The organism is Paenibacillus sp. CF384 (assembly GCF_900106745.1).
Taxonomy (GTDB): Bacteria; Bacillota; Bacilli; order Paenibacillales; family Paenibacillaceae; genus Paenibacillus_Z.
Map to the genome: position 1 here is coordinate 113,679 of NZ_FNNV01000019.1, position 23,134 is coordinate 136,812.

Annotated in this window: 28 protein-coding genes and 1 riboswitch; of the genes, 5 read left to right on the forward strand and 23 right to left on the reverse strand. The window is 42.9% G+C overall.

The window, feature by feature from the left end; all coding sequences use genetic code 11:
• Positions 1-129: 129 nt before the first annotated feature.
• The 15 genes from BLW29_RS25555 to BLW29_RS25625 all read right to left on the reverse strand — a co-directional run bounded on the left by BLW29_RS25555 (position 130) and on the right by BLW29_RS25625 (position 13,449).
• Positions 130-1,377 carry a molybdopterin-dependent oxidoreductase gene (locus BLW29_RS25555; protein ID WP_090984959.1) on the reverse strand — a complete coding sequence of 416 codons (1,248 nt, stop codon included), beginning with the start codon at positions 1,375-1,377 and terminating at the stop codon, positions 130-132.
• Between the two features lie 27 nt (positions 1,378-1,404).
• Positions 1,405-1,695, reverse strand: coding sequence for an ATP-binding protein (locus BLW29_RS25560; RefSeq protein WP_305728489.1), 291 nt, complete (start codon positions 1,693-1,695; stop codon positions 1,405-1,407).
• 157 nt (positions 1,696-1,852) lie between these two features.
• The gene (locus BLW29_RS25565; RefSeq protein WP_090984963.1) at positions 1,853-3,046 is read right to left on the reverse strand and encodes a KamA family radical SAM protein; all 1,194 of its coding nucleotides are present in this window, start codon (positions 3,044-3,046) and stop codon (positions 1,853-1,855) included.
• A gap of 192 nt (positions 3,047-3,238) precedes the next feature.
• A riboswitch (cyclic di-AMP (ydaO/yuaA leader) is annotated at positions 3,239-3,379 on the reverse strand.
• A 105-nt stretch (positions 3,380-3,484) separates the two neighbouring features.
• Complete coding sequence (locus BLW29_RS25570; protein ID WP_090984965.1) at positions 3,485-4,027, reverse strand: cupin domain-containing protein; 543 nt, start codon at positions 4,025-4,027, stop codon at positions 3,485-3,487.
• A gap of 154 nt (positions 4,028-4,181) precedes the next feature.
• On the reverse strand, positions 4,182-4,508 hold the full coding sequence (locus BLW29_RS25575) for a hypothetical protein (protein ID WP_090984966.1): 327 nt from the start codon (positions 4,506-4,508) through the stop codon (positions 4,182-4,184).
• A 238-nt stretch (positions 4,509-4,746) separates the two neighbouring features.
• Positions 4,747-4,941, reverse strand: coding sequence for a YgaP family membrane protein (locus BLW29_RS25580; RefSeq protein WP_090984968.1), 195 nt, complete (start codon positions 4,939-4,941; stop codon positions 4,747-4,749).
• Positions 4,942-5,211: 270 nt separating this feature from the next.
• The gene (locus BLW29_RS25585; protein WP_090984970.1) at positions 5,212-5,472 is read right to left on the reverse strand and encodes a metal-sensitive transcriptional regulator; all 261 of its coding nucleotides are present in this window, start codon (positions 5,470-5,472) and stop codon (positions 5,212-5,214) included.
• A 51-nt stretch (positions 5,473-5,523) separates the two neighbouring features.
• Positions 5,524-6,006 carry a DsrE/DsrF/DrsH-like family protein gene (locus BLW29_RS25590; protein WP_090984972.1) on the reverse strand — a complete coding sequence of 161 codons (483 nt, stop codon included), beginning with the start codon at positions 6,004-6,006 and terminating at the stop codon, positions 5,524-5,526.
• 147 nt (positions 6,007-6,153) lie between these two features.
• Entirely contained in the window at positions 6,154-6,381 is a 228-nt protein-coding gene (locus BLW29_RS25595; protein WP_090984974.1) for a sulfurtransferase TusA family protein, read from the reverse strand.
• Between the two features lie 12 nt (positions 6,382-6,393).
• Positions 6,394-7,530: an MBL fold metallo-hydrolase gene (locus BLW29_RS25600; protein ID WP_090984976.1), complete on the reverse strand. Its 1,137-nt coding sequence runs from the start codon at positions 7,528-7,530 to the stop codon at positions 6,394-6,396.
• A 75-nt stretch (positions 7,531-7,605) separates the two neighbouring features.
• Positions 7,606-8,178 (reverse strand): sulfurtransferase TusA family protein, encoded by a 573-nt coding sequence (locus tag BLW29_RS25605; protein ID WP_090984978.1) that lies wholly within the window; start codon positions 8,176-8,178, stop codon positions 7,606-7,608.
• Positions 8,179-8,307: 129 nt separating this feature from the next.
• Entirely contained in the window at positions 8,308-9,087 is a 780-nt protein-coding gene (locus tag BLW29_RS25610; RefSeq protein WP_090984980.1) for a sulfite exporter TauE/SafE family protein, read from the reverse strand.
• A 534-nt stretch (positions 9,088-9,621) separates the two neighbouring features.
• Positions 9,622-10,566, reverse strand: a complete 945-nt coding sequence (gene lgt, locus BLW29_RS25615) for a prolipoprotein diacylglyceryl transferase (protein ID WP_177186825.1) — start codon at positions 10,564-10,566, stop codon at positions 9,622-9,624.
• A gap of 78 nt (positions 10,567-10,644) precedes the next feature.
• Positions 10,645-11,925 (reverse strand): ArsB/NhaD family transporter, encoded by a 1,281-nt coding sequence (locus BLW29_RS25620; protein ID WP_090984984.1) that lies wholly within the window; start codon positions 11,923-11,925, stop codon positions 10,645-10,647.
• Positions 11,926-12,090: 165 nt separating this feature from the next.
• Positions 12,091-13,449, reverse strand: a complete 1,359-nt coding sequence (locus tag BLW29_RS25625; protein ID WP_090985055.1) for a TrkH family potassium uptake protein — start codon at positions 13,447-13,449, stop codon at positions 12,091-12,093.
• Between the two features lie 97 nt (positions 13,450-13,546).
• Here BLW29_RS25625 and BLW29_RS25630 point away from each other — a divergent pair, with 97 nt between their 5' ends.
• The 4 genes from BLW29_RS25630 to BLW29_RS25645 all read left to right on the forward strand — a co-directional run bounded on the left by BLW29_RS25630 (position 13,547) and on the right by BLW29_RS25645 (position 16,352).
• The gene (locus BLW29_RS25630; protein WP_090984986.1) at positions 13,547-13,873 is read left to right on the forward strand and encodes a hypothetical protein; all 327 of its coding nucleotides are present in this window, start codon (positions 13,547-13,549) and stop codon (positions 13,871-13,873) included.
• The gene (locus BLW29_RS25635) at positions 13,866-14,792 is read left to right on the forward strand and encodes an ABC transporter ATP-binding protein (RefSeq protein ID WP_090984988.1); all 927 of its coding nucleotides are present in this window, start codon (positions 13,866-13,868) and stop codon (positions 14,790-14,792) included. Before BLW29_RS25630 ends, BLW29_RS25635 begins: the two co-directional genes overlap by 8 nt.
• On the forward strand, positions 14,789-15,571 hold the full coding sequence (locus BLW29_RS25640) for an ABC transporter permease (RefSeq protein WP_090984990.1): 783 nt from the start codon (positions 14,789-14,791) through the stop codon (positions 15,569-15,571). Before BLW29_RS25635 ends, BLW29_RS25640 begins: the two co-directional genes overlap by 4 nt.
• 91 nt (positions 15,572-15,662) lie before the next feature.
• Positions 15,663-16,352 carry a hypothetical protein gene (locus BLW29_RS25645; RefSeq protein ID WP_090984992.1) on the forward strand — a complete coding sequence of 230 codons (690 nt, stop codon included), beginning with the start codon at positions 15,663-15,665 and terminating at the stop codon, positions 16,350-16,352.
• A gap of 74 nt (positions 16,353-16,426) precedes the next feature.
• On the opposite strand, the gene BLW29_RS25650 is transcribed toward BLW29_RS25645, so the two are convergent.
• Entirely contained in the window at positions 16,427-16,711 is a 285-nt protein-coding gene (locus BLW29_RS25650) for a hypothetical protein (protein ID WP_090984993.1), read from the reverse strand.
• A gap of 17 nt (positions 16,712-16,728) precedes the next feature.
• Positions 16,729-18,009 carry an ArsB/NhaD family transporter gene (locus BLW29_RS25655; protein ID WP_090984995.1) on the reverse strand — a complete coding sequence of 427 codons (1,281 nt, stop codon included), beginning with the start codon at positions 18,007-18,009 and terminating at the stop codon, positions 16,729-16,731.
• A gap of 432 nt (positions 18,010-18,441) precedes the next feature.
• Between BLW29_RS25655 and BLW29_RS25660 the strand changes: the two genes are divergently transcribed.
• Entirely contained in the window at positions 18,442-19,176 is a 735-nt protein-coding gene (locus tag BLW29_RS25660; protein ID WP_090984997.1) for a C40 family peptidase, read from the forward strand.
• Between the two features lie 54 nt (positions 19,177-19,230).
• Here the strand turns inward: BLW29_RS25660 and BLW29_RS25665 are convergent, their stop codons facing one another.
• The 6 genes from BLW29_RS25665 to BLW29_RS25690 form a co-directional block, all read right to left on the reverse strand.
• Entirely contained in the window at positions 19,231-19,674 is a 444-nt protein-coding gene (locus tag BLW29_RS25665; protein WP_090984999.1) for a protein-tyrosine phosphatase family protein, read from the reverse strand.
• Between the two features lie 4 nt (positions 19,675-19,678).
• Entirely contained in the window at positions 19,679-20,107 is a 429-nt protein-coding gene (arsC, locus tag BLW29_RS25670; protein WP_090985059.1) for an arsenate reductase (thioredoxin), read from the reverse strand.
• Positions 20,108-20,163: 56 nt separating this feature from the next.
• On the reverse strand, positions 20,164-21,558 hold the full coding sequence (locus tag BLW29_RS25675) for an arsenic transporter (protein WP_090985001.1): 1,395 nt from the start codon (positions 21,556-21,558) through the stop codon (positions 20,164-20,166).
• Positions 21,559-21,572: 14 nt separating this feature from the next.
• Positions 21,573-21,887 (reverse strand): ArsR/SmtB family transcription factor, encoded by a 315-nt coding sequence (locus BLW29_RS25680; RefSeq protein ID WP_090985002.1) that lies wholly within the window; start codon positions 21,885-21,887, stop codon positions 21,573-21,575.
• Positions 21,888-22,214: 327 nt separating this feature from the next.
• On the reverse strand, positions 22,215-22,691 hold the full coding sequence (locus BLW29_RS25685; protein WP_090985004.1) for an ArsI/CadI family heavy metal resistance metalloenzyme: 477 nt from the start codon (positions 22,689-22,691) through the stop codon (positions 22,215-22,217).
• Between the two features lie 51 nt (positions 22,692-22,742).
• Positions 22,743-23,087 carry an ArsR/SmtB family transcription factor gene (locus BLW29_RS25690; RefSeq protein WP_090985006.1) on the reverse strand — a complete coding sequence of 115 codons (345 nt, stop codon included), beginning with the start codon at positions 23,085-23,087 and terminating at the stop codon, positions 22,743-22,745.
• Positions 23,088-23,134 lie beyond the last annotated feature (47 nt).

Genomic DNA, 23,134 nt, shown 5'->3' on the forward strand with positions numbered 1-23,134 from the left:
TATCGAATTAGAAGAGCAAGATTGGCGTTATTACAATGGGTTGCAAACAGCCTCCATTGCGGCAGCGCTTCCCTTCGCTTTCATCTCAACAGATCGTCGGTAGGGTAGAACATCCCCTTTTTTTAATGTCTATACCCATGCATCGCTCGAATAGCCTCGTTGCTCCCAATACCCAATATCTGTCCCCTCGATTACTTCGATACGGCTAAGCCACTTGACCGACTTATAGGCATACATCTTGGGGACGATGAGTCGCACTGGACCTCCAAAATCATTGGAGATCGGGTTTCCATCGTGCAGAACCGCAATCATAACATCTTCCATCTGCGCCTGCTCCAAGGTTAACATGTCTGTATACACCCCATCAGCAGAGTGAAATTTGATCGTCTTGGCACCTGGCTGAATGCCAGCTTGCTGAAGCATATCTTTCAACCGGATTCCTTCCCATGTATTGTTGTACACTGACCAACCTGTTACGCAGTGAAAATCACTAACTTGTGCCTTTCGCTTTAACGCTACGAATTGCTCCCAATTCCAGATCATTTTATTGTCGACTAGCCCGTCGATTGTAAAAGACCAGTTGTTATTGTTGAATTTAGGAATCGGCGTAACCGTATAGAGTCGGAACCTCCCTTGCGCTCCTCCGCCAATCGGAGGCGACGAAGCAGGGAGAGCCTGTGGCGCCGGAAGCAATTGGTTTCCATTATTTGCAGCCAATTGGTTCATGTTCGTACTACTTTCGCCAATCCCGCTGCCAATTGAATTGTTTAGCCACTTTAGGAATGAAGGGCCAACTGCCACGGCAATTCCTGCCCCGATTGTCCATTTTACAAAAGCTCGCCGTGAATAAACCGATTGGGGGACCACCTTATCGGAGGCAGGCATTGCCTTTTCTCGACCAGTCTTCACAGTGCGCTTGCCCGGTTCCTTCAGCCACCTCAGCCTAGTAATAGAATGGTAGATGACATAAGGTATTCCGCCCCAAGTCAGCATGTCATGAATCCAAAGTGCTGAATTGGCTAATCTCGGGCCGACTGCCCTGAACTGCCAGAGCAGTACGCCGGACAAAAACCAGCCGAGCAGTAAACCTAGCACTACCAAGATATTCAGCTTCTGCCACCGCTTCTCTTTCAACTGCTTCCAGTGCTTAGCCGCCAGAAGCAAATAGAATACTACCGGCAGCATAGAAGCAATCCCAATGACGATATGGATCCATTTCAGCCAGACCCTGCCTTCGCCTAAGACGCCTCTCCAGTATCCGCCTAGCAGCATGAGCCCGGATAAAGCAAGGATCACAACGATCCATCCGTTCCAAGTATGAAGCAGCGCCAGCTTCTTGCCGAATCCTTTGCGAATTCTACTCAGCAGCTCTCCCACGCCTATTCCCCTCCTACTCGGTAACAATCATGCCTGGTATAAAGTGAACCAGAATTGGCTGCCCTCTCCTGATGGATTCGGTTCGACTCCAATTGTTCCGCCAGCTTCCTCCGTGAACAGCTTAGCAATCGATAAACCAAGCCCCGCTCCGCCGCTCTCGCGGCTGCGTGAGCGGTCCACCCGGTAAAAGCGCTCGAAAATTTTCATTTCTTCGCCTGAAGGGACACCATTTCCCTCGTCATAAACCGTGATGCGAATTCTCGGTCCCTCAGGTACAGACGCCACAGGAACGGCATTTATCCCTAGCCTCCCACGCACCGGAGAGTGCCTCCAATTCGTTGTAAGCGCCATTAAAATTCCAAGATCGGCTTATGTATAAGGTATAAGTCATTTGTTTTACACCCATAGGTTACCTCCAACTTGACAAGTTAAGCCTTTGGATAACAAAGGCTTAACTACTTCATGCGCATGCGAATTAGTCATTGATTACGTACCTGTCTGCGATTACCCTTCTGCTCGATGGTAGATCCGGCATTTCGTTTACTGAAACAACGGCATTCGTTTTCTTCGACGGCTTCATCCAATACTTTTCATTCCCGGGCAGTTCATCGAACCACGATGCTTCCGGAGGGCAATCCAAAATCATAAAGCGCCCGTATTGTCCATCTCTTGATTGATGATATTTGAGATACGCCTTACCTTGCTCTATTGCAAGAATTTCGATTTTTCCCGATGTATGGCTCATAGAGAGCCGGACCCGTTTGCCAAGGCCTGATGTACGTGCTTTGGCTTGCTCTACAATTTCGTAGACTTCCTCAAGGGGAAGGACAAAGTCACGATTCCCGGCTACCGGACGGTTAATAAAAAAGTAGTACGGTGTAACGCCTGCCCATGATAGTTGGTCCAGGAGGTCGCCGAGTACAACCGGGTCGTCATTTATCCCCTTAAGAATGGGGGTTTGATTCACGACAATTGCCCCTGCTTGATGTAACGCATCGAAACCACGCTTCGCTTCTTCCGTAATCTCCCGCGGATGATTGATATGGGCCATCACATAGATTCTTCGCTCCGGAGAGGAAAACTCCTTAATCGTTTCCAGCAGCTCTTTGTCTTCATAAATTCGCATCGGGTTGAACACCGGTATTTTGGAGCCGAGACGAATTATCCGAACATGGCCTATTGCTCGTAATCTCTTAAGAATCGAGCGCAGCTTCGGAGTAGCCAAGATGAGACTATCTCCTCCCGTCAAGCGCACATTGCTTATTTCAGGATGTTCATCAATATATTGCAGACCGGCTTCCACGTCTGACACGGCTTCTTTCACATCGTTACGAAAAAGACGCTTTCGGAAACAATATCTGCAATAAGCCCCGCACACCTCGGAAACGATTAATAATGCCGTAGATTTATATTTGTGCTGGCAGCCCGGCACGACGTAATTGGTATCTTCATCCGAAGCATCCCATCGCCCGTATTCTTCTAACTCCCCTTCATTAGGGATGACAAGCTTTCGAATGGGATCGTCAGGATCGCTCCAGTCGATTAAATTGAGATAGTAGTCATTCACGCGAAATACGAATTTGTCTGTTATTCGCTTTAGTCGTTCTCGTTCCAACTCAGTGATCGCCGTGATCTTTCCAATGTCCGTAATATACTTTGGTTGTGCCATTCATAATCCCTCCAAAAGGTATATTTATCACTCGGCTCTTCCTGCCGGGAAACGCTTCTCACCTCCAAAATAAAATAAAAAAGACCCTCGCGCGAACAGAAAAATACCTTTTCTGCACGCTAAGGGCCTAATAAAAACACAAAAAGACCCCGTAAAAGGGTCATTGATATACAGAGTTACACTGTAAAAAACACATGACCCATCCAAAGCTTACGAGGTTAGCTGACGGACTCGGGATAGATGGTTCCCTACGATCGAATAATCGACCGATTCGCCCCAAAAAATTGGTTTCCCCGTTTTCCGGTTATACCGGAAACTAAGCTGGTTATACTGTACTCAATAATACGAGAGTTGTCAATCCTTGGGTCAATCCATAGACCTATTCATGGGTCGTCATGCTCACTCTATTAACAAGCTAATTAAATTGTGAAAGAAGTATTATTCAGCAGCCGTGGCAATTGCCTTGGTTTCATGTACCGTACCATGTGGATGTTCAGGTGGCGCGTAGATAACGTAAATTTTCAGTGGTGTATGACCTGTATTGGTTACATTGTGCCATTTTCCTGCAGGTATCATAATGGCATAGTTGTCATAGGCTCTTTCTTGAAAATCCAGTTTATTTTTGCTATCACCCATTTGAACAAGTCCCTGACCTTCTTCAATACGTATGAATTGATCTGTTGTCGGATGAACTTCCAAACCGATGTCCTCTCCAACATTAATACTCATCAAGGTCACTTGAAAATGTTTCCCTGTCCATAATGCCGTGCGGTATGTTTTGTTTTGCTTAGCGGCTTGATCAATATTCACGACAAAGGGTTTCGGTCCATAATCTGTTAGTATGATGTTTCCATATGAATTCTGGTTGATCGTATTCCAATTGTAAGAATGAGGATTCCAATTATTACACCAAATGTTATGATTCCAGTTCGAATACATAGGATTATGCCATCGATACGGATAGCATGATTGTTGGTACATTTTCGTTCTCCCTTCATTGACACCTGTTTTTCATCTTTTATCATATGCAGATGCCTAATTAAGGGATCGTCAAAATGTGCATTAATAGGCTATTAAAAAACCAATTTCCACAACTGGAAATTGGTCACATTATGATTGTTTGCGACTTTACTGCTTAAAACTCTTTAGGTGCTCCCATTTGTAAATCCATTGAAGCAATAAATTTCTTAGTTTCATCAGTACCTATATCGCCAATGGTTTTATAAATTTCCTTAAGTAAGAAATCATATTCGTCATTTTCACTGTCATGGTGATAAGGAATACCCGGATAATGTGCACGGAAATAAGTATGCTCTTCCGCTCGTTCCCAATCATCAAATAAATTTTTTAACTTCTCGACTTCATCTTCAGACGCATAGATCTCTAATTCATAGGCAGCATCGCCTTGATTATGCATAATGCATTTTGACTGAACCGAAACGTAATATTTTCTTTTTTCCATGTAAGATCCTCCTTTACCACTATCTTAAAAAAAGTGACCAGATAATCGCACCGAAAATTATAAGAACTGGAAGTGCGAAGTACGCAAGCACAATCGGATTGGATAATACCGGATGTTTAACTGTAGTCATACTGGTATTTTTATCCAATACCTTATGCTGCTGTTTACGTATAAAATAAATTGAACTAAGCAATGAGATTACACATACGGCAGCACCACGAATACCCTTAAATAAAAATTAACTTCTTGTTGTTTGCTTACATGTGGAAACACCTAGTATTGCGCTAACAGGACAATATCTGATAGCCCCCGTTATAATTGGCGCTGAGCCAATTAATCCCCACCAACTTTTATAATAAATTCCAATAAGAATAATTATTGTTCCAATCGAAATTCTTATAACTTGCTCAGTTTTACCGACGTTACATTTCATTAGAGATAACGTCCCTCCAATAGATTTTTTTATTTACAATTCATCTGTAACGAAACACTAACCGCTGATAAATCTAACTCACTTTTTTCTCATATCTTGAAATCATGCCCTAATGAACACTACCAGAAGGAGTTCATCCCTTCATTAGATGGATATATCGAGCATTACAAGGATTCAACAAAATAATTATGTGCAAATTCATAAAACCTATGTAAGAAAAAAAATCATTAGCCCATATGTGCTAATGATTTTTTATTATTTTGCAATATTTTAACGGCTTTTGACCAACAATTCCACCGCTTGTTTGACTAATTTGCTTGTATCTCCGCCAGCTTCTTTTTCTTCAAAGATACATTTTTCGAGGTTTACTGCTACGATGTAGGCAATTGCTTTATCTGCTGCACTTCTGACAGCAGATAACTGTGCTACGACATCTTTGCAAGGCTGTTCTTCTTCCATCATTTTCAAGACCCCGCGTATTTGTCCCTCAACACGCTTTAATCTTCGTTTTACATCATCATCATATTGCATTCGGAACCCTCCAATTTTATACGGATATGGGTATACTTTTTCGTTCGATCTTTAAATAAATAAATTTACTTTCGCATCTACTGCATCGCCCAAATATGCAGCAACCCCTGCGTACTCGATATCATCCATCAGCTCTTCCTTTTGCAAACCGAGCAAGTCCATGGTCATCGTACAAGCCACTAATTTGACCCCCTGCTCTTGAGCTAATTCAATGAGCTCAGGGAGAGACAGAGCATTATGCTTCTTCATTACATGCTTAATCATTTTAGGTCCCATTCCGCCAAAATTCATTTTGGATAGACCCAGCTTATTCGCGCCGCGTGGCATCATCTTTGCAAACATCTTTTCTAAGAATCCCTTTTTTAAAGCTACTTGTTCATCTTTACGAAGCGCGTTAAGCCCCCAAAATGTAAAGAAAATAGTCACATCATGGTCATATGCAGCCGCCCCGTTCGCAATAATAAATGCTGCAATAGCCTTATCTAATTCTCCACTAAAAAGAACGATTGTCGTTTTTTCATTATTTCCTGTCAAGAATGTTCATCCCTTCTTATTGTACATATACGAGTATGGGTATTCAATATTATTAAAAAAAAGCACATTGTTTTAACCTCAAAAAGATTGATGTTTTGGTTTTTAAAAGGAAAATGACGCGGAACTTCTTCCTTCTCCTTCGTTTTATTACGCTTTTTTAATCCAAAATTTATATACGCCATTTTCCTCTGCGTGGCTAAGCAATTCGTGTCCTGTACTTTTAGTCCAAGCCGCAAGATCGTTTTTAGCACCTTTATCTGTCGCATGCACTTCTAATACTTGACCTGATTCAAGTTCTGTAATAGACTTTTTTGTTCTTACAATAGGCATCGGACAAGCCAAGCCTTTAGCATCCAACACTTTATCGCTGTTCATTGTTTTTCCTCCTTATTTATCATGAACTGCACAACGATTCGGACCTATTTCCATCTCACGCTGTTCTTCCTTATTTGGATTTATTTTCCCCATATTGGTTTGGCGAATTTCTTGATAGGAGTTCGGTTGAGGCGGTAAGTTTTCGGTTACAATTTTGCGGAACTCACCTTCATTTTGAATATTTAATCCCGGATTTTCTTTGTACAGAGCTCCTAAGCGACCGGATACAAGACCTCTTTCGCCAAGTTCAGTTCCTTTACCGAAATGGGCAGGAAGTACAATCAACGCTTCGGATAGATCTTTGTAGCGGCTGTAAAGCGTCTCACGAAGATCACCAACCCAATCTTCCGCGAGTCCTGCCAAATCGGGGCGTCCAATCGACTCAACAAAGAGAATATCTCCAGTCAAAAGGTACTTATTATCAATAATGAAGGATGTCGATCCAATTGTGTGCCCCGGTGAATAAATAGGCTGCACTTTAATCGTTTCATTACCGACATAAATGTCTTTACCTTCTTCGAGTTTTTCATAGTCGAACGTCACTTCAGTCGCATCTTTTGGCGGCAAGAGATACGTCGCGCCGTATTTCTGAGCCAGTGCTCTTCCCCCGGAAATGTGATCGGCATGAAGATGTGTGTCGATCGTATGAAGCAGCTTTACACCTTTCTCTTGCATAAATTGCTCGTATTGATCGATCATGCGGCTTGTATCGATAATTGCGGCTTCACCATTAGAAATCACCATATATGACAGGCAGCCTTTGCCAATACGAACAAATTGGTAAAGCTCTCCTCCACCGGATAGATCGGCTACTCTTACAGGCTCAAGGTACTCGCTCCACGATTTCATACCACCTTCAAGGTAAAAAACATTGCTTCTACCCGCCTCAGCAATTTGTTCCGCGACAAAAATAGACGAACCTTCTTTAGCACAAACCACTATGACATTTTTACCATCCGGGATACTTTCAAGAGCTGGAGAAATGTCATCCAATAAATCAAAGTAGGGAATATTTATGATTTCAACGCTGTTTCCTTCAATTTTCCAATCCTTAAAATCAGATTCATTCCGTACATCCAGGATACACAATTCTTCGTTATGAAGGACCATTTTCGCGACTTCTTTTGCAGTTATTTTTTGTATCGTCATAGTTGCTATTTCATCCTCCTGTATTAGAACATTAGTGTGACAGTTGCATCTTGCGCAAAGTCAAGGAACCTGTGATTAATCTTTTTCAACTTCGCCAGTCCATTTGGTCATGCCTTGAACAGCATTTTTCACATTTTTAAAACCCTGCTCCGCTAATGTTTGACAAGCCATATCACTACGGTTGCCGCTGCGGCAAACCAAATAATATTCCTGTTCCGGATCAAGCTCATGCAGTCGTTTTTCAAGCTCTCCTAATGGTAGGGATTGGGCTCCAGCAATTCGACCAAAAGCATATTCAGCAGGTTCGCGGACATCCAAAATTTTTAACTTTTCGCCAGCGGAAAGCTTATTTCGGATTTCCTCATTGGAAATCGTATGCGGAAATTTACTTTCTTCCTTGGTTTCAGTAGGATCTGATTTCCGAATATAGTGCCGGAAGACACCTTTATCTTCCTTAAAGCCGATATATTGATGACCGGTGCGCTTCGCCCAACTTTGAAGATCCGCAACGGAGCCTTTATCGGTTGCACGTACTTCTAATACTTCGCCTGTCCTCATCTCCTCTATCGTTTTTTTGGTACGCACCACCGGAAGCGGACATGCTAGACCCTCACATTCTAATGTTTGGTTAACTTGCAAATTAGTCATCCATAAAACCCCCTTGTGTTATTTACCAAACTCCATAATCATAACTATTCACATGCTCTTCCACTGCGATTGCCGCTGCGGCAAACTAGAAGCTGTTCCTAATACGTTTTTCTGCTCATTTAGCTCTTCTTAAAATAAAATCGAAATCCAAATTTTTAAGACTGTTGCTGAAATCAATCCTGCCAAGATCCATTGAAGCATCTTTGTGTTGATATTTTTACTTAGTTTCGCACCGATCGGCGAAGCAATGGTGCTGGCAATAACCAGGACAATGGATGGAATCAATAACATATGTCCGCCCATTAACTTTCCTGTCGTGGATCCAATCGACGAAATAAACGTAATTGCAAGCGAGGATGCAATTGCTACCCTTGTTGGAATTTTTAGTACCACAAGCATCACTGGAACAGTTATAAAAGCGCCTGCTGCTCCTACAATTCCAGAAACAGTACCGATCATAAAAGCTAAAGTAATAGCTAAACGTTTATTGAATGTCACTTTGCTTAAATTTTGCGAATCATTCCCTTTTTTCGGCAGAAACATCATTCCGGCTGCAATCAGAGCCAAGATGGCATATACGATATTGATCACTGAACTTGGCAACGTATTTGAAACAAAGCTGCCCAAGAAACTCCCCGTGATAATGGACACGCCCATATAGAGAACTAATGTTTTATTAACATGTCCGCCTCTTCGGAAAACCAGCATTCCCATAAAACTCGCGAAGAAAACTTGAACTGCACTGATTGCTGATACTTCCTGAGCAGTAAAAGCCGCAAATCCTAAAGCAGGCGGGATAAACAGCAACATCGGATAGTTAATAATCGAACCGCCGATTCCCACCATTCCAGAAATGAATGAGCCCAAGAAGCCAATCGCGAAAATGGTCATGATCCATGCCAAATCCATAAGGCTCCTACCTCTCTAAAAAATAAATTTAGTATGTTTCAGTCTTTATACCCCATGGGGTATTATTTAAGGCAAAAAAAATATTTATCAATTCCGGTTTCGAAAGAAATCCTTTTTTAGACCCCTTTTATTGATACCAATACCCGTATGGGTATATAAATACTATAGTGAACTTTTGCTTCTCCGTCAACCTCTTATTGTTTTGGAACACGTAAAGTCCGTTAACTAAGGAATAGCGCAAGGATAGGTTAACGGATCGGGTACATTTTTTTCATCAGAAAATAAGACTGAAAAGGATAGCAAGCAAAAGTAATCCTAAAACTACAATTGAAACAGCTAACAAGACAGCAGATGCTTTATTTGTCGTTTTCATTAGTTCTTCCCCCCCAGAATAATTTCATTAAATACATTCACTTGCTGAATTATCTTTCTCATTCCATAAACATGATATACATTAAAAATACTGCTATTCCCGCCTTTGTATAACAAAAATGAACTCCTGCCATAAGTATGGCAGGAGTATAGAATGGAGTATTAGGTTTCACGGGGCTGCTGCCCTTGAATTGCTGTAGCAGCCCAGATTTCGGTTTCAACGGAGGAACTATAAGGGATAGAGCTTTTTTGTTTCCGGCGAATAAAAATAAACGCAACGGCTGCTATAAGAATGGCTACCGCAAGCAACTGAGAAATACGAATATTTTTACCCGCTTCCATCGCTCCCCAGCCAAAGGAACTCATCGGGCTCCATATTTCTTTAAGAAACGAGGCCAACCACTGAGGGCCTGCGAAGGCAAGGCTGTCTGTGCGAACACCTTCTACATAAAAACGACCGAGCGAATACCAGATGAAATAACTCATAAACAGCTCGCCTGACCGCAAGAACGATCTTCGGCGAATCCATAACAAAAGCAAAAGTCCGGTTAAACTCCATATTGATTCATATAAAAACGTCGGGTGGTAATACTGCCCGTTAATGTACATTTGGTTTACGATAAAGTCTGGAAGATGCAAGGTATTTCGCAAGAAACTCTCCGATACAGGACCGCCATGCGCTTCTTGGTTCATAAAGTTCCCCCAGCGCCCGATCATCTGTCCGGTAATTAAACCAGGTGCGCAAAAATCAGCAATTCGCCAGAAGTCATACCCTTTCCTCCGCGTATAAATAACAGCCGCCAGAATAGCACCAATTAAAGCGCCGTAAATGGCTATGCCGCCGTGCCATATTGCAATAATGTCGGTTAAGTTATCTTTATAATAGTTCCATTCAAATGCTACATAGTAAGTCCTCGCGCCAATTAAAGCGGATGGCAGCCCGATTAACAGTAAGTCCATAAAAAAATCGGATGAAATACCAAATCGTTTTCCTTCTCTTATCGCAAGCATTAAACCAAGTAGAGCACCTAAACCAATAATAATTCCATACCAGTGCACCTGGATAGGTCCCAAAGAAATAGCTATTGGATTCAACACGATTACGATCTCACATCCCTGAAAACAGAATAAATACACTCTACTATAATAACAAAAAACTGTCCCATCGATTAACCTTCCGTATCTTTACATCAAGTATCTGAAATAGATATAGAAGCTTGATAAAACGATGGAAAATATCATCAGCGGAAAACCGATCTTCAAAAACTGGACAAATCTGATCGGATGCCCTTCTTTGGCCGACAAGCCGGCAACGATCAAATTGGCACTTGCTCCGATCAATGAACCGTTACCGCCCAAACAGGCACCAAGTGCAAGACTCCACCACAGCGGTTCAAGATTGCTGACCCCCATATTTCCCATCTCTTGTATCATCGGAATCATCGTTGCTACAAAAGGGATATTATCCAGAAATGCAGATGCGATGGCACTTAGCCATAATATCAGCATCGATGTTGCAATTATATTGCCGCCCGTCAATTCAATGGCTTGTGCCGCTAACTCGGCAATGACACCTGTTTCGATTAGTCCGGAGACAAGGACAAACAATCCGACGAAGAAAAATATCGTCGTCCACTCTACTTTAGTAAGCGCACTCTCCATCATATGTTCTCCAGTGAGAAGAAGGAGCAAGAATGCGCCTGCCAATGCGACTGTAGCCGATTCCAAATGCAGCATCTGATGAAGAAAAAAACCAAGAATCGTGAAGCCCAATACAGCCAAGCACTTTTTTAACAATTTTTGATCCGTGATTAATTCTTTTTCATTCATTTCCATTATGCTGCGCTTGAGTTCAGGGCTCGTCTGAATATGCTTACGATAGAGATAAAAGAACATCGGAATGTAGGTTACCATGACAATGATCGCGATAGGCGCTAGATTGTTAATAAACGCCATGAATGTTAATTCTTTGACCGCGCTGCCAATCATAATGTTCGGAGGATCGCCGATCAATGTCGCTGTTCCTCCCACATTAGACGCAATAATCTGAGTGATTAAATACGGCATCGGATTCACCCGCAGCTGACGTGTAATGCTGAATGTTACGGGGACCATAAGAAGAACGGTCGTCACATTGTCAAGGAATGCCGACCCAATTGCCGTTATCCCGACTAATGCAAGCAATATCCTCATCGGATCACCTTTGGCTTTCTTGGCTGAAAGCACGGCGATGTATTTAAACAATCCTGTCTCTGCCGTAGTACTCACAATGATCATCATCCCAATCAGAAGTCCTAGCGTATTAAAGTCGATGTGGTGAATAGCTGTTTCCTGATTGACAATTCCCAAACCAACCATCAATACTCCACCGATCATAGCAACAATTGTGCGGTGGATTTTTTCTGAAATAATCAATCCATAAATAACAAGAAATACCCCGATTGCAACGATAGCTTGTTGTTCCATGTTAACCTCCATAAGAAGAAATGATGTAAAAAAAGCAAAAAGAGCCCGCTGTTGGCAGGCTCCTCCGGTAAAACATGCATATTATGTTTGGGTTTATCCCGATTATACGGTGGAGTCTCCGTAATGTAAAGTTATTTCCTCCTCCCGTCCATTTAAACCAGCCAGTTAACCAATCATTATTTTCTCTTCAGGATAACGATATAGTTGTTTGCTTTCCGTTCGAGCCAGTGCATAGGCTAGTGTTAATGGCCCTAATCGTCCGATAAACATGGTGGTAATAATAACTAGCTTACCTGCTGAAGTAAGCTCACTCGTTAATCCCATAGACATCCCTACTGTTCCAAATGCAGAAGTCGCTTCAAACAATATCTCCAAAAAGTCTTTGTTTAAACGATGCTCTGTGATTGTAAGTAAAAATGTAGAAGTTAGCACAACGCCAAGCGAAATAATAATAACCGCCAATGAGCGTAAAATGAGGCTGGTTGCAATTCTTTTTTTGTAGAGTTGAAAATCCTCTCTGCCAGTTACTATCGTGATTACGGATAATACCAACACTGCAAAAGTATTCGTTTTGATTCCACCTGCCGTTGAACCCGAGGAGCCCCCGATAAACATTAAGAAGATCATGAAAAATAGCGACGCGGGCATCATTATTGTAATATCAATTGAATTAAAGCCCGCCGTTCTTGGCACAACGCCTTGAAAATAACTCGCCCATAATCTTTCTTCCCACGTAAGATGCCCGAAGGTGTTTGTATTGGTCATCTCTATAACAAATGTAACTACAACCCCCAGAACGATTAGAATCAGTGTTGTGGATACTACTATTTTGGTATGTAGAGATAATTCTTTCCAGTTGCGTTTCTTCATAAGGTCCAATATTACTGTAAATCCAAGACCGCCTAGAATAAATAAAAAGGAAATTACAATGTTAACAACAGGGTCACCAACGTATCTCATCAAACTGTCCGGCCACAATGCAAAACCGGCGTTATTAAATGCAGAGATGGAATGGAACACGCCATAATATAAAGCTTTCGCAACCCCATATTCCCCCATCCAGCCCACAGTAAGTAAGAGAGCAGCAGAAAACTCAATTATCATAGCAATAAAAAAAATATTCAATGCTAATTTAACTACTCCTTGCGATGTCAGGGAGTTCATAGATTGTTGAATTAATAAGCGTTCCTTGAGACCGATTTTTTTACCCAGCAGAACTGCAATGAATACGCCAAATGTCATGAAACCAAGTCCGCCAATTTGGATCAGAATCATAATGACAACTTCCCCGAATGTTGTAAACGTCGACGGCGTATCTAGCACAATTAGTCCTGTTACGCAAACCGCAGATGCTGACGTAAATAATGCATCCAACGCCCCAATACTATCTCCGGTTTCTGATGATATCGGGAGCGCAAGCAAGATCATCCCAATCAGAATGGATATGGCAAAACCGAACACAATCATTCTGGGTGCCGAAATTTTTATTTTTTTCCTTTTAACCCCAACTATAGCGCTTCTCATGTTCACTCTCCCCTTATTTATCAAATAAAAAAGCCCCTCCACTCTCAAGATATTATTCTCAGGAACCTATGGTGGTATTACTGTAATTAAAAGAAACATGGTTGTCAATGCTTCGAAATATGTGTTCCCTGCAATATTTCTCAGGTATTTCTCAAGCATTTTCGGTCAAGAAGCCCTCACGAAATGGCTTGAAACTCACCTGCGCAAGGATACCGATATGCTACTGCCAATCATCGAAAAATGGAAACAAGATGGCGTACTTCTATCTGTTGACCCAGAGACCGTGGCAGGGGTATTACGCTCCCTGTTCCTGCTTGCCACACAACGCAAACAGGTTGGAGCAGCCTATCCGGAAACTCTCTCATTTCTTATCGACGCCGTTGTAGAACAACTGATTGTGACAAAGGGTGAAACCTATGAATGAGGTAATCCTTACAGAGCGATTGGCGAAACAATACGGGAGCTTCAATGCAGTAAATGATGTTTCACTCCAAGTCCTTCGAGGAGAGATCTACGGATTTCTGGGATTGAACGGTGCAGGGAAAACAACGATGATTCGCATGCTGCTTGGGATGATTCGTCCAACGAGCGGAGCTGCGTACCTAAAGGGCAAGCTTATCAACGCTGCCTCTTCAACGATATGGAATCAGGTAGGATATATGGTTGAAACCCCCTATGCCTACCCCGATTTGACGGTGAGAGAGAATCTGGAAGCCATGCGGAAACTGCGTGGCATCGTTGACTATCGCAGCGTGGAACGAATCATAGATCGATTGCAGCTAGGGGAATATCAGAATAAGAAGGCAAAAAACCTCTCTCTGGGAAATGCACAGCGGCTCGGAATAGCGAAAGCGTTATTGCACGAGCCTGATATCCTTATTTTAGACGAGCCTTCTAATGGTCTTGATCCAATCGGTATTGTCGAGATTCGCGAGCTTCTTCAAGGTTTGGCCTATGAGCAAGGCGTAACCATCTTTATCTCCAGCCACCTGCTGGGAGAGGTCTCCAAACTGGCAACGCGCATTGGAATTATTCACGCTGGCAGCCTGCTTCAAGAGGTGAAGGCGTCCGAGTTAGAGCAGTGCCTCAGAAAACGTCTCCTTGTGGCTGCACGCGACCAACATACTGCCGAATCCATTCTGAAACTAAACGGCTTGCCCTATACGGTTAACGAACAAGGAATATTTGAACTCAGCCGCTCTGCAGAAGTTCTTCGACCGGATCATGTCGCCCGCCTATTCGTTCAAGCAGAATGTCCGCCAACCTTACTCCAAGTAATCGAAGAGGATCTTGAATCCTATTTTGTTCGTGTAATCGGGCAGAAAGGAGCTACGGCTGTATGAATCAGATTAGGAATTCCTTAGAGGTAGAGATTCTGAAAATAATCAAATCTAACATGCTTTGGCTCACAATACTTGGGTTCACCTTTGCTCCGCTCATGCTGGGATTCCTTATGTTCATCCAAAAAAATCCGGAGTTCGCACGTAATGCTGGTTTACTGGGTAAAAAGGCAAATCTCGCCGGAGAAGCCGACTGGCCTGCATACTTCGGCATGATAGCTCAAGTCGTCTCCATCGGCGGCATCATACTGTTCGGATTCGTCGCGGCCTGGGTGTTTGGTCGTGAATATACCGATCGAACAATCAAGGATCTGCTCGCCTTACCGATATCCAGAACAAAGGTTGTCCTCTCTAAATTTATCGCAATCGCATTATGGTGTACGATTCTTAGTTTGGTTGTTATCGCAGTAGGACTCGTAGTTGGCTTCTCGATCGGGTTACCGGGCTGGTCTTCGGAGCTTGCAAGGTATAGTGCCTCTATTATTATAGGAGCAGCTGTTATGAATATCGTACTGTGTACTCCCGTTGCTTTTATCGCTTGTTACGGCCGCGGTTACATGGCACCTATGGGCTTCGTCATCGGAACGATTTTTCTATCCCAAATCATTGGAACAATCGGTTATGGCGCTTACTTCCCATGGTCGATTCCTGCATTCTTCAGCGGAGCCGCAGGACCGGAGAATGCCGAACTAAGTGTTGTAAGTTACGTAATCGTGGTACTCTCCGGCCTACTTGGCATGTATGGTACACTTACATGGTGGCGTATGGCAGATCAGAGATAAACAAAAGCATCCCTTCCCTGTATAAAATAGATAGCATAGGAAAGACCATATAAGAGAAAGGGATCCTATTATCCGGAGGCGCATCAGTTAAGTGTATATGAGAATTGCTTCAAGTATCCTGCTTCTGTGGTTTGCTTTAGTGCCTTTAAGCACCATTGCCAGCCCTTCTTCACAAATCCCGCCAGCCACACAATCGATTACAAAAAAGCTTGGTTTAAAGAATAATGAAATCGCGATTCATTGGAACGATAAATTAGGAACCCCCTCCCTCTTGCAGGGTTCCTTAAGCTCTCCATCGGGACATTCACCCCAATGGATTGCATACGGGTTTCTCAATAAGCTGCGATCCACCTATGGTTTGCGTGACCCTAAACGCGATTTACAAATCGTGGATCTCGAGCGTACAGCTGATCTTAACACAAACCTGAAATTGCAGCAGATGCTCTTTAATACCCCTGTATATGGCGCAACGCTTACGGTTCGGATCGATCATTCGGGCATTGTTCGCCTAGTGGAAGGCACTATATATCCACACTTGGAACGAACCTTGTTCAATCGGGCGACGCATCCCGTTCTATCTCCCAAACAAGCTAAGCAAATCGCCTTACAACATCAGACTGACAAAGACGCCTATGTCCGGCAAGAACCGGACGTGCGACTTTATTATTACCCTTTGCGCGGTGGAACCCAGCTTATTTATGAAGTTACTTTTCAACCTGCAGACTCAGCTGAATTGGCTCGTACCAAGGTACATGCTTTAATGGGGCATGTGATTCCTTAGTACATAATCTCATAGTCGTCAAATAGCCCACGTCATGTAAACATGACGTGGGCTATTTGACGTTGTTTTAACTTTTAAATGTTACTCCATTCCAACCGCAATAGTAATTGAGCTTTAAACAGTTCCGTTAGAAAGTCCACGTAATGCTCTTGCCGTACAATAACTCTGTATTCATGATTCGGGTATGCATAGAAGAGAACGTCCGTATAGTCCTTATTCTGATCAAAGAAATGCCAAACCTGTCTGATGCGTTCCACATATGGCTTCTCCGTTAAAACTTGAATGTGAAATTCAAAATCGGTACCGTCTTGGGTCTCTTTAATATCCAGCACTTTGTTATCAAACTGATAGCTGAGCATTTGTAGCCCTCCGTTTCTTAAATAAGATAGCGGCAATAAATGTACACACTTGATAATAAGATCGACAGCAGCATCAAAGGGAAGCCAAATTTCAAATAGGAAGTGAAACGAATAGGATGGCCTTCCTTCCCGGAAAGGCCTGCCACGATTAAGTTTGCACTGGCACCGATTAAAGTACCATTCCCCCCCAGACATGCGCCCAATGCCAAACTCCACCATAGCGGTTCCAGATTCGATACCCCCATGTGCCCCATCTCTTGAATCATAGGGATCATCGTTGCCACAAAGGGGATGTTATCAAGGAAAGCGGAAGCAATGGCGCTTAGCCATAGAATCAGCATGGACGAAGCTAAAACGTCACCACCGGTCCATTCTATAGCACGTGCGGCCAATTCAGCAATGACGCCGGTCTCGACAAGGCCCGATACAAGTACAAAGAGCCCAACGAAGAAGAATATCGTAGTCCATTCAATGCGCGTAAAGGCCTCTTCCATCATATGCTCTCCCGTCATCAGGAGCAGCAAAAAGGCACCGACCAGTGCAACTGTTGCAGACTCTAAATGTAACGACTGGTGCAGGAAAAATCCTATAATCGTCAACCCAAGCATGATTAAGCATTTGCGAAGTAATTTATGATCTGTAATGAGCTGTGAGGTATCCAGTTGGAGCAGGCTCATTTTCAATTCCGGCGTAGTCTTGATTTGCTTTCTGAACATAAATACAAATATCGGGATATAGGAAAGCATGATAATCCCCGTGATTGGAGCAAGATTCTCGATAAACGCCATGAACGTTAGTTCTTCTACCGCGCTGCCGATCATGATATTCGGAGGATCTCCGATTAGCGTAGCTGTTCCTCCCACATTAGCCGCGATGATTTGCGTAAAGAGGAATGGAAGTGGATTTACTTGAAGTTGTCGCGTGATGCTGAACGTTACCGGGACAATAAGCAAAACGGTTGTTACATTATCCAAAAAAGCTGAGCCCGTCGCCGTTATCAGTGCTAGCGCGATCAGGATCCGAATCGGCTCACCTTTTACCTTTTTGGCAGCCCAAACCGCTATATATTTGAACAACCCCGTTTCAGCCGTAATACTAACGATAATCATCATCCCGATTAAGAGTCCTAGCGTATTAAAATCGATATGATGTAATGCCGTTTCCTGATCCACAATTCCGAAAACAAGCATTAAACCGCCGCCAAGCATGGCTATAATCGTGCGATGTATTTTCTCAGAGATGATTAAAGCATAAATAACTAAAAAAATGCCAATGGCCCAGTATGCTTGTACGTCCATAATTCCTCCTGTGATGTCGTATATTTAGGTTATTCCATTTTCCAATTATTCTCAAGCGTTTAATTTTATTCCAAACGGTTTTATCGTAAGTGACTAGCCCTCTCATCTTCCATTTAAGCTTAAAAAACGACAAAAAGAGCCCCCATTTGGCAGACTCCTCCTAGAAAACAACGAATATGCAGTTCTTCATAGATCATACATGAGACGCTTAATTTTGTAAACGATTACGATATTCGAAACCAGTTACAGCCAATTGCAGAATCGCCAATCGGTATAGATCACGCTTCCTAGCATTCCTTAATAAATTCTCATAATTTTCTAATAAAGAGTCAAAGTAGCCGATCTGACGGATTTTCCTCTCTTAGAGGAAAAGATTAGGCTTTCGGATTTGTGATAGAGTGAATCCCGACAACAAACAATGGAGGGATTCTCATGTCTATAAAGCCTATTCTGCGTAAAATAATGGCCGTCGGCTTGTGCACCGCAATCGGGTTCGGAGCAATAAGCATCGGACAAGCCTCGCTTCTACCGAAAGCGTCAGCCGCGACTGTCTACGAAACGAAGGTCACGTCCGGAGTTAACTTGCGCGCAAGTGCAAGCACAAGCGGCCGCGTCATTCGCTTGATTCCGACAGGTGAATCGATCCACGTCATCTCTCAGGTAAACAGCTATTGGCTTAAGGTCTCCGATAAACGAGGGAATACCGGCTACGTATCCGCGAACGATAAATATACGAACCACGATGCTTCGAGCTCGTCGGGTTCATCAAGCTCTAGCAGCTCGAAAACGGATCGCGTCGTCGATATCGCCAGAAGCTATATAGGCCGGGTCCATTATGATTTCGGTACGCGCAACCCGTCGAAACTGATCTTCGATTGCTCTTCCTTTACGGAATTCGTATTCGCTAAAGTTGGCGTGGATCTGAAATGGGGCACGAAATCTCAGAAGAACCAAGGCTCTTACACAAACAAAAGCAGCCTGCGCAAAGGCGATCTCGTCTTCTTCGATACGATCGGAAGCAACAACAAAGTCATTAACCATGTCGGGATTTCCATCGGCGGCGGTCAATTCATCCACAACACCCCGTCCAAGGACGGGCTTGCAATCAATTCGCTGACTTCCGGTTATTGGTCCACGCATTACGTAACGGCCAGACGTGTACTCTAGTCGTTTGTATGGTTTTTTTTACAAAAAAGGATGGCGCATGCCATCCTTTTCAACTTAATTATTTGGAAAAATCTTTTTAAGCGCAGCGAGTTGCGGCGGTTTAATATTTATTATCGAACGAATACTTTTTGCTTTTTGTTCAGCCTCATCGACTGTGTTGGACTCGCCTAATGCGATCAGCATACCTGCTGCAACAGTTCCTGTTCTACTCTTACCGCCACCGCAATGAAAGCCCACCTTTTTGCCACCTTTATATGCTTCCAGGACGTGATTGATGGCTTCCTTAAAAAGCTCTTCCTCAAGATCCTCTGTGTTGTCTTCGAGCGGTACCTGGATCCACATTACATCGGCTTCCGGATAAGCACACTCTATAGCTTCGGCTCGTAGATCAACGATAACTTCAACACCTTCGTTCTTCACCATTGCTTCTACATCAGCAGCTCCACCCATGAAGATCATGTTGTCGTGAAGGTTATGATACCTCTTTTCCTGTGACATTGATTTATTTGCCTTCTTTCACAAATTGCTCAATACGATCTTTAATCGAATCGCGAACTTCGTTGAATTTCAACGTGATTGCTTCCTCAGTGCCAGTTGCTTTAGCTGGGTCGTCGAATCCCCAGTGCCATCTTTCGGCTTTGTCATTATGCACAACTGGACAGTTGTCGTTAGCGTGTCCACATAGGGTAATGATGTAGTCCGCTTCTTTCAAAATTTCAGGATCAATGACATCCGAGGTGTGATTTGTGATATCAATTCCGGCTTCCTTCATGGTTTGAACAGCACGAGGATTTAAGCCGTGTGCTTCAAGACCTGCACTTTTCACCTCATACTTATCGCTGCCGAGCGCCTTTAAAAAGCCGTCAGCAATCTGGCTTCTGCAAGAGTTTCCTGTACATAGAAAGTAAACGAGCGGTTTGTTGTTTTTCATCATTGTTGATCTCCCTTTTCGGCTATTTATTTGATATTTAATACTTCTGAAGGTTTTCATTGTTTTGTCTTTGCGCCAACCAGCGCTTTGATCAACATTGCAATGACTATTGTGATTACCGCAACTATACCGATCAAAATCCAAACGTTTATGTTTGTTGAATGGATTAAATGCAGCCACAGATATAATCCCGACAACGTGATAAAGAGCGTTGGAACCGTAAGGACAATACCTGTTTTAAAGTAATTGCCCCAAGTGATTTTAACATCCTTACGTGAGAGGACATGCAGCCACAATAGCGTGGCAAGTGATCCAATCGGTGTTATTTTCGGACCTAAATCGCTGCCGATTACGTTGGCGTACACTAAAGATTCGCGAATCACACCTTGTGTTGATGTTCCTTTTATGGCGAGCGCATCAATCATCACTGTAGGCATATTGTTCATGATCGAAGACAAAATTGCAGCAAGGAAACCCATACCGATCGTGGAGATATAAAGTCCTTTATCCGCAATTGCGTCGATAACTTTGCCCAGCTCATCGGTAAGCCCAACGTTGCGTAATCCATACACAACAACGTACATACCTATAGAAAAAATGACAACTGCCCACGGTGCGCCCTTGACAAGCTGCCAAGTATGAATTGCCGGGCTTCGGCGCGCTGCAATAATAAACCATATCGCGACGACACCTGCAATGACTGAAACCGGGACATGAATGAACTGGCTAACTAGATAAGCAACCAATAGCACCGCGAGGATAATCCACGAAAGTCGAAATAGCTTATTGTCTTTAATTGCATCTGCCGGATTCTTGAGATGATTTAAATCGTAGTTGCTAGGGATACTCTTGCGGAAGAACAAAGACAAGACCAACAAGCTTGCTAAAAGCGAAAATAAATTTGGAATGATCATCCGGCTGGCGTATTCCACAAACCCGATACCAAAATAATCGGCAGAGACGATGTTGACCAGGTTACTAACTACAAGCGGCAGCGATGTCGTATCTGCAATAAAACCGCTAGCCACAATGAACGGCAATATCATCTTCTGCTCAAATTTAAGTGCACGCACCATAGCAAGGACAATCGGTGTCAATATGAGCGCGGCACCGTCATTGGCGAAAAAAGCTGCAACAGCTGCGCCAAGGAGTACAACATAAATAAACATAAGTTTACCATTGCCCTTGGCAAGCCTTGCCATGTGCAAGGCTGCCCATTCGAAGAAACCAATCTCATCTAGAATGAGCGAAATCAAAATTATAGCTACAAATGCAAGTGTCGCATTCCACACGATTCCTGTTACGGTTCCGACATCGGCGAGATCCACCACTCCGAAAATTAAAGCAAGAATTGCACCTCCGCTTGCTGACCAGCCGATATTTAGACCCTTCGGCTGCCAAATGACAAACGTTAAAGTGACCAGAAAAATTAAAAACGCTATTATCGTCATGATGAACCCCCATATTACTCGCAGCAGTCGTTCTTTAAGTTGTCTATTTGCTCTTTCAAGGACGGGATATGATTTAATATGGTACCGATATAAGGTTTGTCCTCGATATGAAGTGAGTAATAAATCCATTGTCCTTTTCTTGTTTCGTTAACGAGCCCAGCATCTTTTAACTTGCGCAAATGCTGGCTGACGTTTGGCTGCGAAGTCTCAAGAAAATCGACCAGATCGCATACGCAAAGCGCCCGTTCTTTCAGCATTGCAAGCATGGTAAGACGAGTCTTGTCTCCGAGCAATTTAAATTGATCTGCCATCACTTGAATTTGTTCCATACTTAATCTCCCTTATGCACCAATCATCCGCTGTTCTTTCAGCAGTTGAAGCACTTTGTCTTTTATTTCATCCCGTACTGAACGAAAATCATCAATGTTTCCTTGCTCACCATTCTTAGGCGTCGGATCAGGTATTTCCCATTGCAACGACTATGAATGGACAAAAAATAAATGCGTAAAGGCTTTCTCATAGCATCACCTCGTATAGTGGAAATCACGTCATAATCATATAATGATTTAATTATATAATCAACAGATTATATATTGAGGTTTTGTAAATGATACACTTCACAAAACAGCCCGCCGGTATCCAGCGGGCCCTTTGAATTAACAGCATTTGTTTTTTACACGCATATCAGTAAGTTCCACTTGTTGAGGGGCAGGCGTGACACAGCAAACATCTTGTTGCGTATTTACGTGATCTTCCGCTGCTTCAAACTCACTATCCTCTTTGGTGTAAAACACTTCCCATGGATTACCTTCCGGATCTGATACCCAAATTTTATCCTGCACGGCATAACAGCATGTTGTATTCATTTCATCAAATGAAACCAGTCCGGCTTGTTGCAAACGTGCTTTTGTTGCCAACACCTCTTCGGTATTCTGTACTTGAAAACCGAAATGATTTAACACACCACGGCTTTCGTATGGACGAACGTTTAACGAAAAATGCAATGCAGGATTATCAAGCTCAAACTTGGCGTAGTTTTCTTTTACTTTGGTCGGCTCTGCATTAAACAGCTTTTTGTAAAACTCGAGCGATTGATCCAAATTTCTAACATTAATGGCTACGTGCATTTTCATGCATCAACACTCCTCTTTAAATCAATTTTTTTTGATTATTTAAGCAAATAATTAGCAACAGCCGTCTTGTTTCATGTTCGGTCTGAAAATACAGCATAGCTGCTCGGACAGTAATGATCCAATTTCATCTGCATTAAGCTCATAATAACTCCAAGTACCTTTGGTCTCCTTTGTAATAAGTCCGGCATCCAGCAGTATTTTCAGGTGATACGATAGTTTGGATTGCGGCATCTCCACTACTTCAGTTAGGTCGCAAACACAGGTATTGCCGCGCTGGCACAACTCAAATAGGATCTGAAGTCTCTTTTCATCGGCTAATGCTTTAAATTTTTGTTCGTACTTTTCAAATGTTAAAGGTATAGTTGTTAGTTCATAGACTGGAATAGATTTTGTCATCACGATCACCTTCTTTTATGCATTGATTACACAGCAGTTATTAACGC

Excerpts from the sequence above, each read along its gene's own strand:
- BLW29_RS25620 (WP_090984984.1), bottom strand. The coding sequence starts at position 11,925 with ATGGAACAACAAGCTATCGTTGCAATCGGGGTATTTCTTGTTATTTAT.
- BLW29_RS25610 (WP_090984980.1), bottom strand. The coding sequence starts at position 9,087 with ATGGATTTGGCATGGATCATGACCATTTTCGCGATTGGCTTCTTGGGC.
- BLW29_RS25585 (WP_090984970.1), bottom strand. The coding sequence starts at position 5,472 with ATGCAATATGATGATGATGTAAAACGAAGATTAAAGCGTGTTGAGGGA.
- BLW29_RS25685 (WP_090985004.1), bottom strand. The coding sequence starts at position 22,691 with ATGAAAATGCACGTAGCCATTAATGTTAGAAATTTGGATCAATCGCTC.
- BLW29_RS25575 (WP_090984966.1), bottom strand. The coding sequence starts at position 4,508 with ATGGAAAAAAGAAAATATTACGTTTCGGTTCAGTCAAAATGCATTATG.
- BLW29_RS25605 (WP_090984978.1), bottom strand. The coding sequence starts at position 8,178 with ATGACTAATTTGCAAGTTAACCAAACATTAGAATGTGAGGGTCTAGCA.
- BLW29_RS25625 (WP_090985055.1), bottom strand. The coding sequence starts at position 13,449 with ATGAGAAGCGCTATAGTTGGGGTTAAAAGGAAAAAAATAAAAATTTCG.
- BLW29_RS25635 (WP_090984988.1), top strand. The coding sequence starts at position 13,866 with ATGAATGAGGTAATCCTTACAGAGCGATTGGCGAAACAATACGGGAGC.
- arsC (WP_090985059.1), bottom strand. The coding sequence starts at position 20,107 with ATGAAAAACAACAAACCGCTCGTTTACTTTCTATGTACAGGAAACTCT.
- BLW29_RS25675 (WP_090985001.1), bottom strand. The coding sequence starts at position 21,558 with ATGACGATAATAGCGTTTTTAATTTTTCTGGTCACTTTAACGTTTGTC.
- BLW29_RS25600 (WP_090984976.1), bottom strand. The coding sequence starts at position 7,530 with ATGACGATACAAAAAATAACTGCAAAAGAAGTCGCGAAAATGGTCCTT.
- BLW29_RS25570 (WP_090984965.1), bottom strand. The coding sequence starts at position 4,027 with ATGTACCAACAATCATGCTATCCGTATCGATGGCATAATCCTATGTAT.
- BLW29_RS25565 (WP_090984963.1), bottom strand. The coding sequence starts at position 3,046 with ATGGCACAACCAAAGTATATTACGGACATTGGAAAGATCACGGCGATC.
- BLW29_RS25690 (WP_090985006.1), bottom strand. The coding sequence starts at position 23,087 with ATGACAAAATCTATTCCAGTCTATGAACTAACAACTATACCTTTAACA.
- BLW29_RS25595 (WP_090984974.1), bottom strand. The coding sequence starts at position 6,381 with ATGAACAGCGATAAAGTGTTGGATGCTAAAGGCTTGGCTTGTCCGATG.
- BLW29_RS25655 (WP_090984995.1), bottom strand. The coding sequence starts at position 18,009 with ATGGACGTACAAGCATACTGGGCCATTGGCATTTTTTTAGTTATTTAT.
- BLW29_RS25660 (WP_090984997.1), top strand. The coding sequence starts at position 18,442 with ATGTCTATAAAGCCTATTCTGCGTAAAATAATGGCCGTCGGCTTGTGC.
- BLW29_RS25580 (WP_090984968.1), bottom strand. The coding sequence starts at position 4,941 with ATGAAATGTAACGTCGGTAAAACTGAGCAAGTTATAAGAATTTCGATT.
- BLW29_RS25650 (WP_090984993.1), bottom strand. The coding sequence starts at position 16,711 with ATGCTCAGCTATCAGTTTGATAACAAAGTGCTGGATATTAAAGAGACC.
- BLW29_RS25630 (WP_090984986.1), top strand. The coding sequence starts at position 13,547 with ATGGTTGTCAATGCTTCGAAATATGTGTTCCCTGCAATATTTCTCAGG.
- BLW29_RS25640 (WP_090984990.1), top strand. The coding sequence starts at position 14,789 with ATGAATCAGATTAGGAATTCCTTAGAGGTAGAGATTCTGAAAATAATC.
- BLW29_RS25665 (WP_090984999.1), bottom strand. The coding sequence starts at position 19,674 with ATGTCACAGGAAAAGAGGTATCATAACCTTCACGACAACATGATCTTC.
- BLW29_RS25680 (WP_090985002.1), bottom strand. The coding sequence starts at position 21,887 with ATGGAACAAATTCAAGTGATGGCAGATCAATTTAAATTGCTCGGAGAC.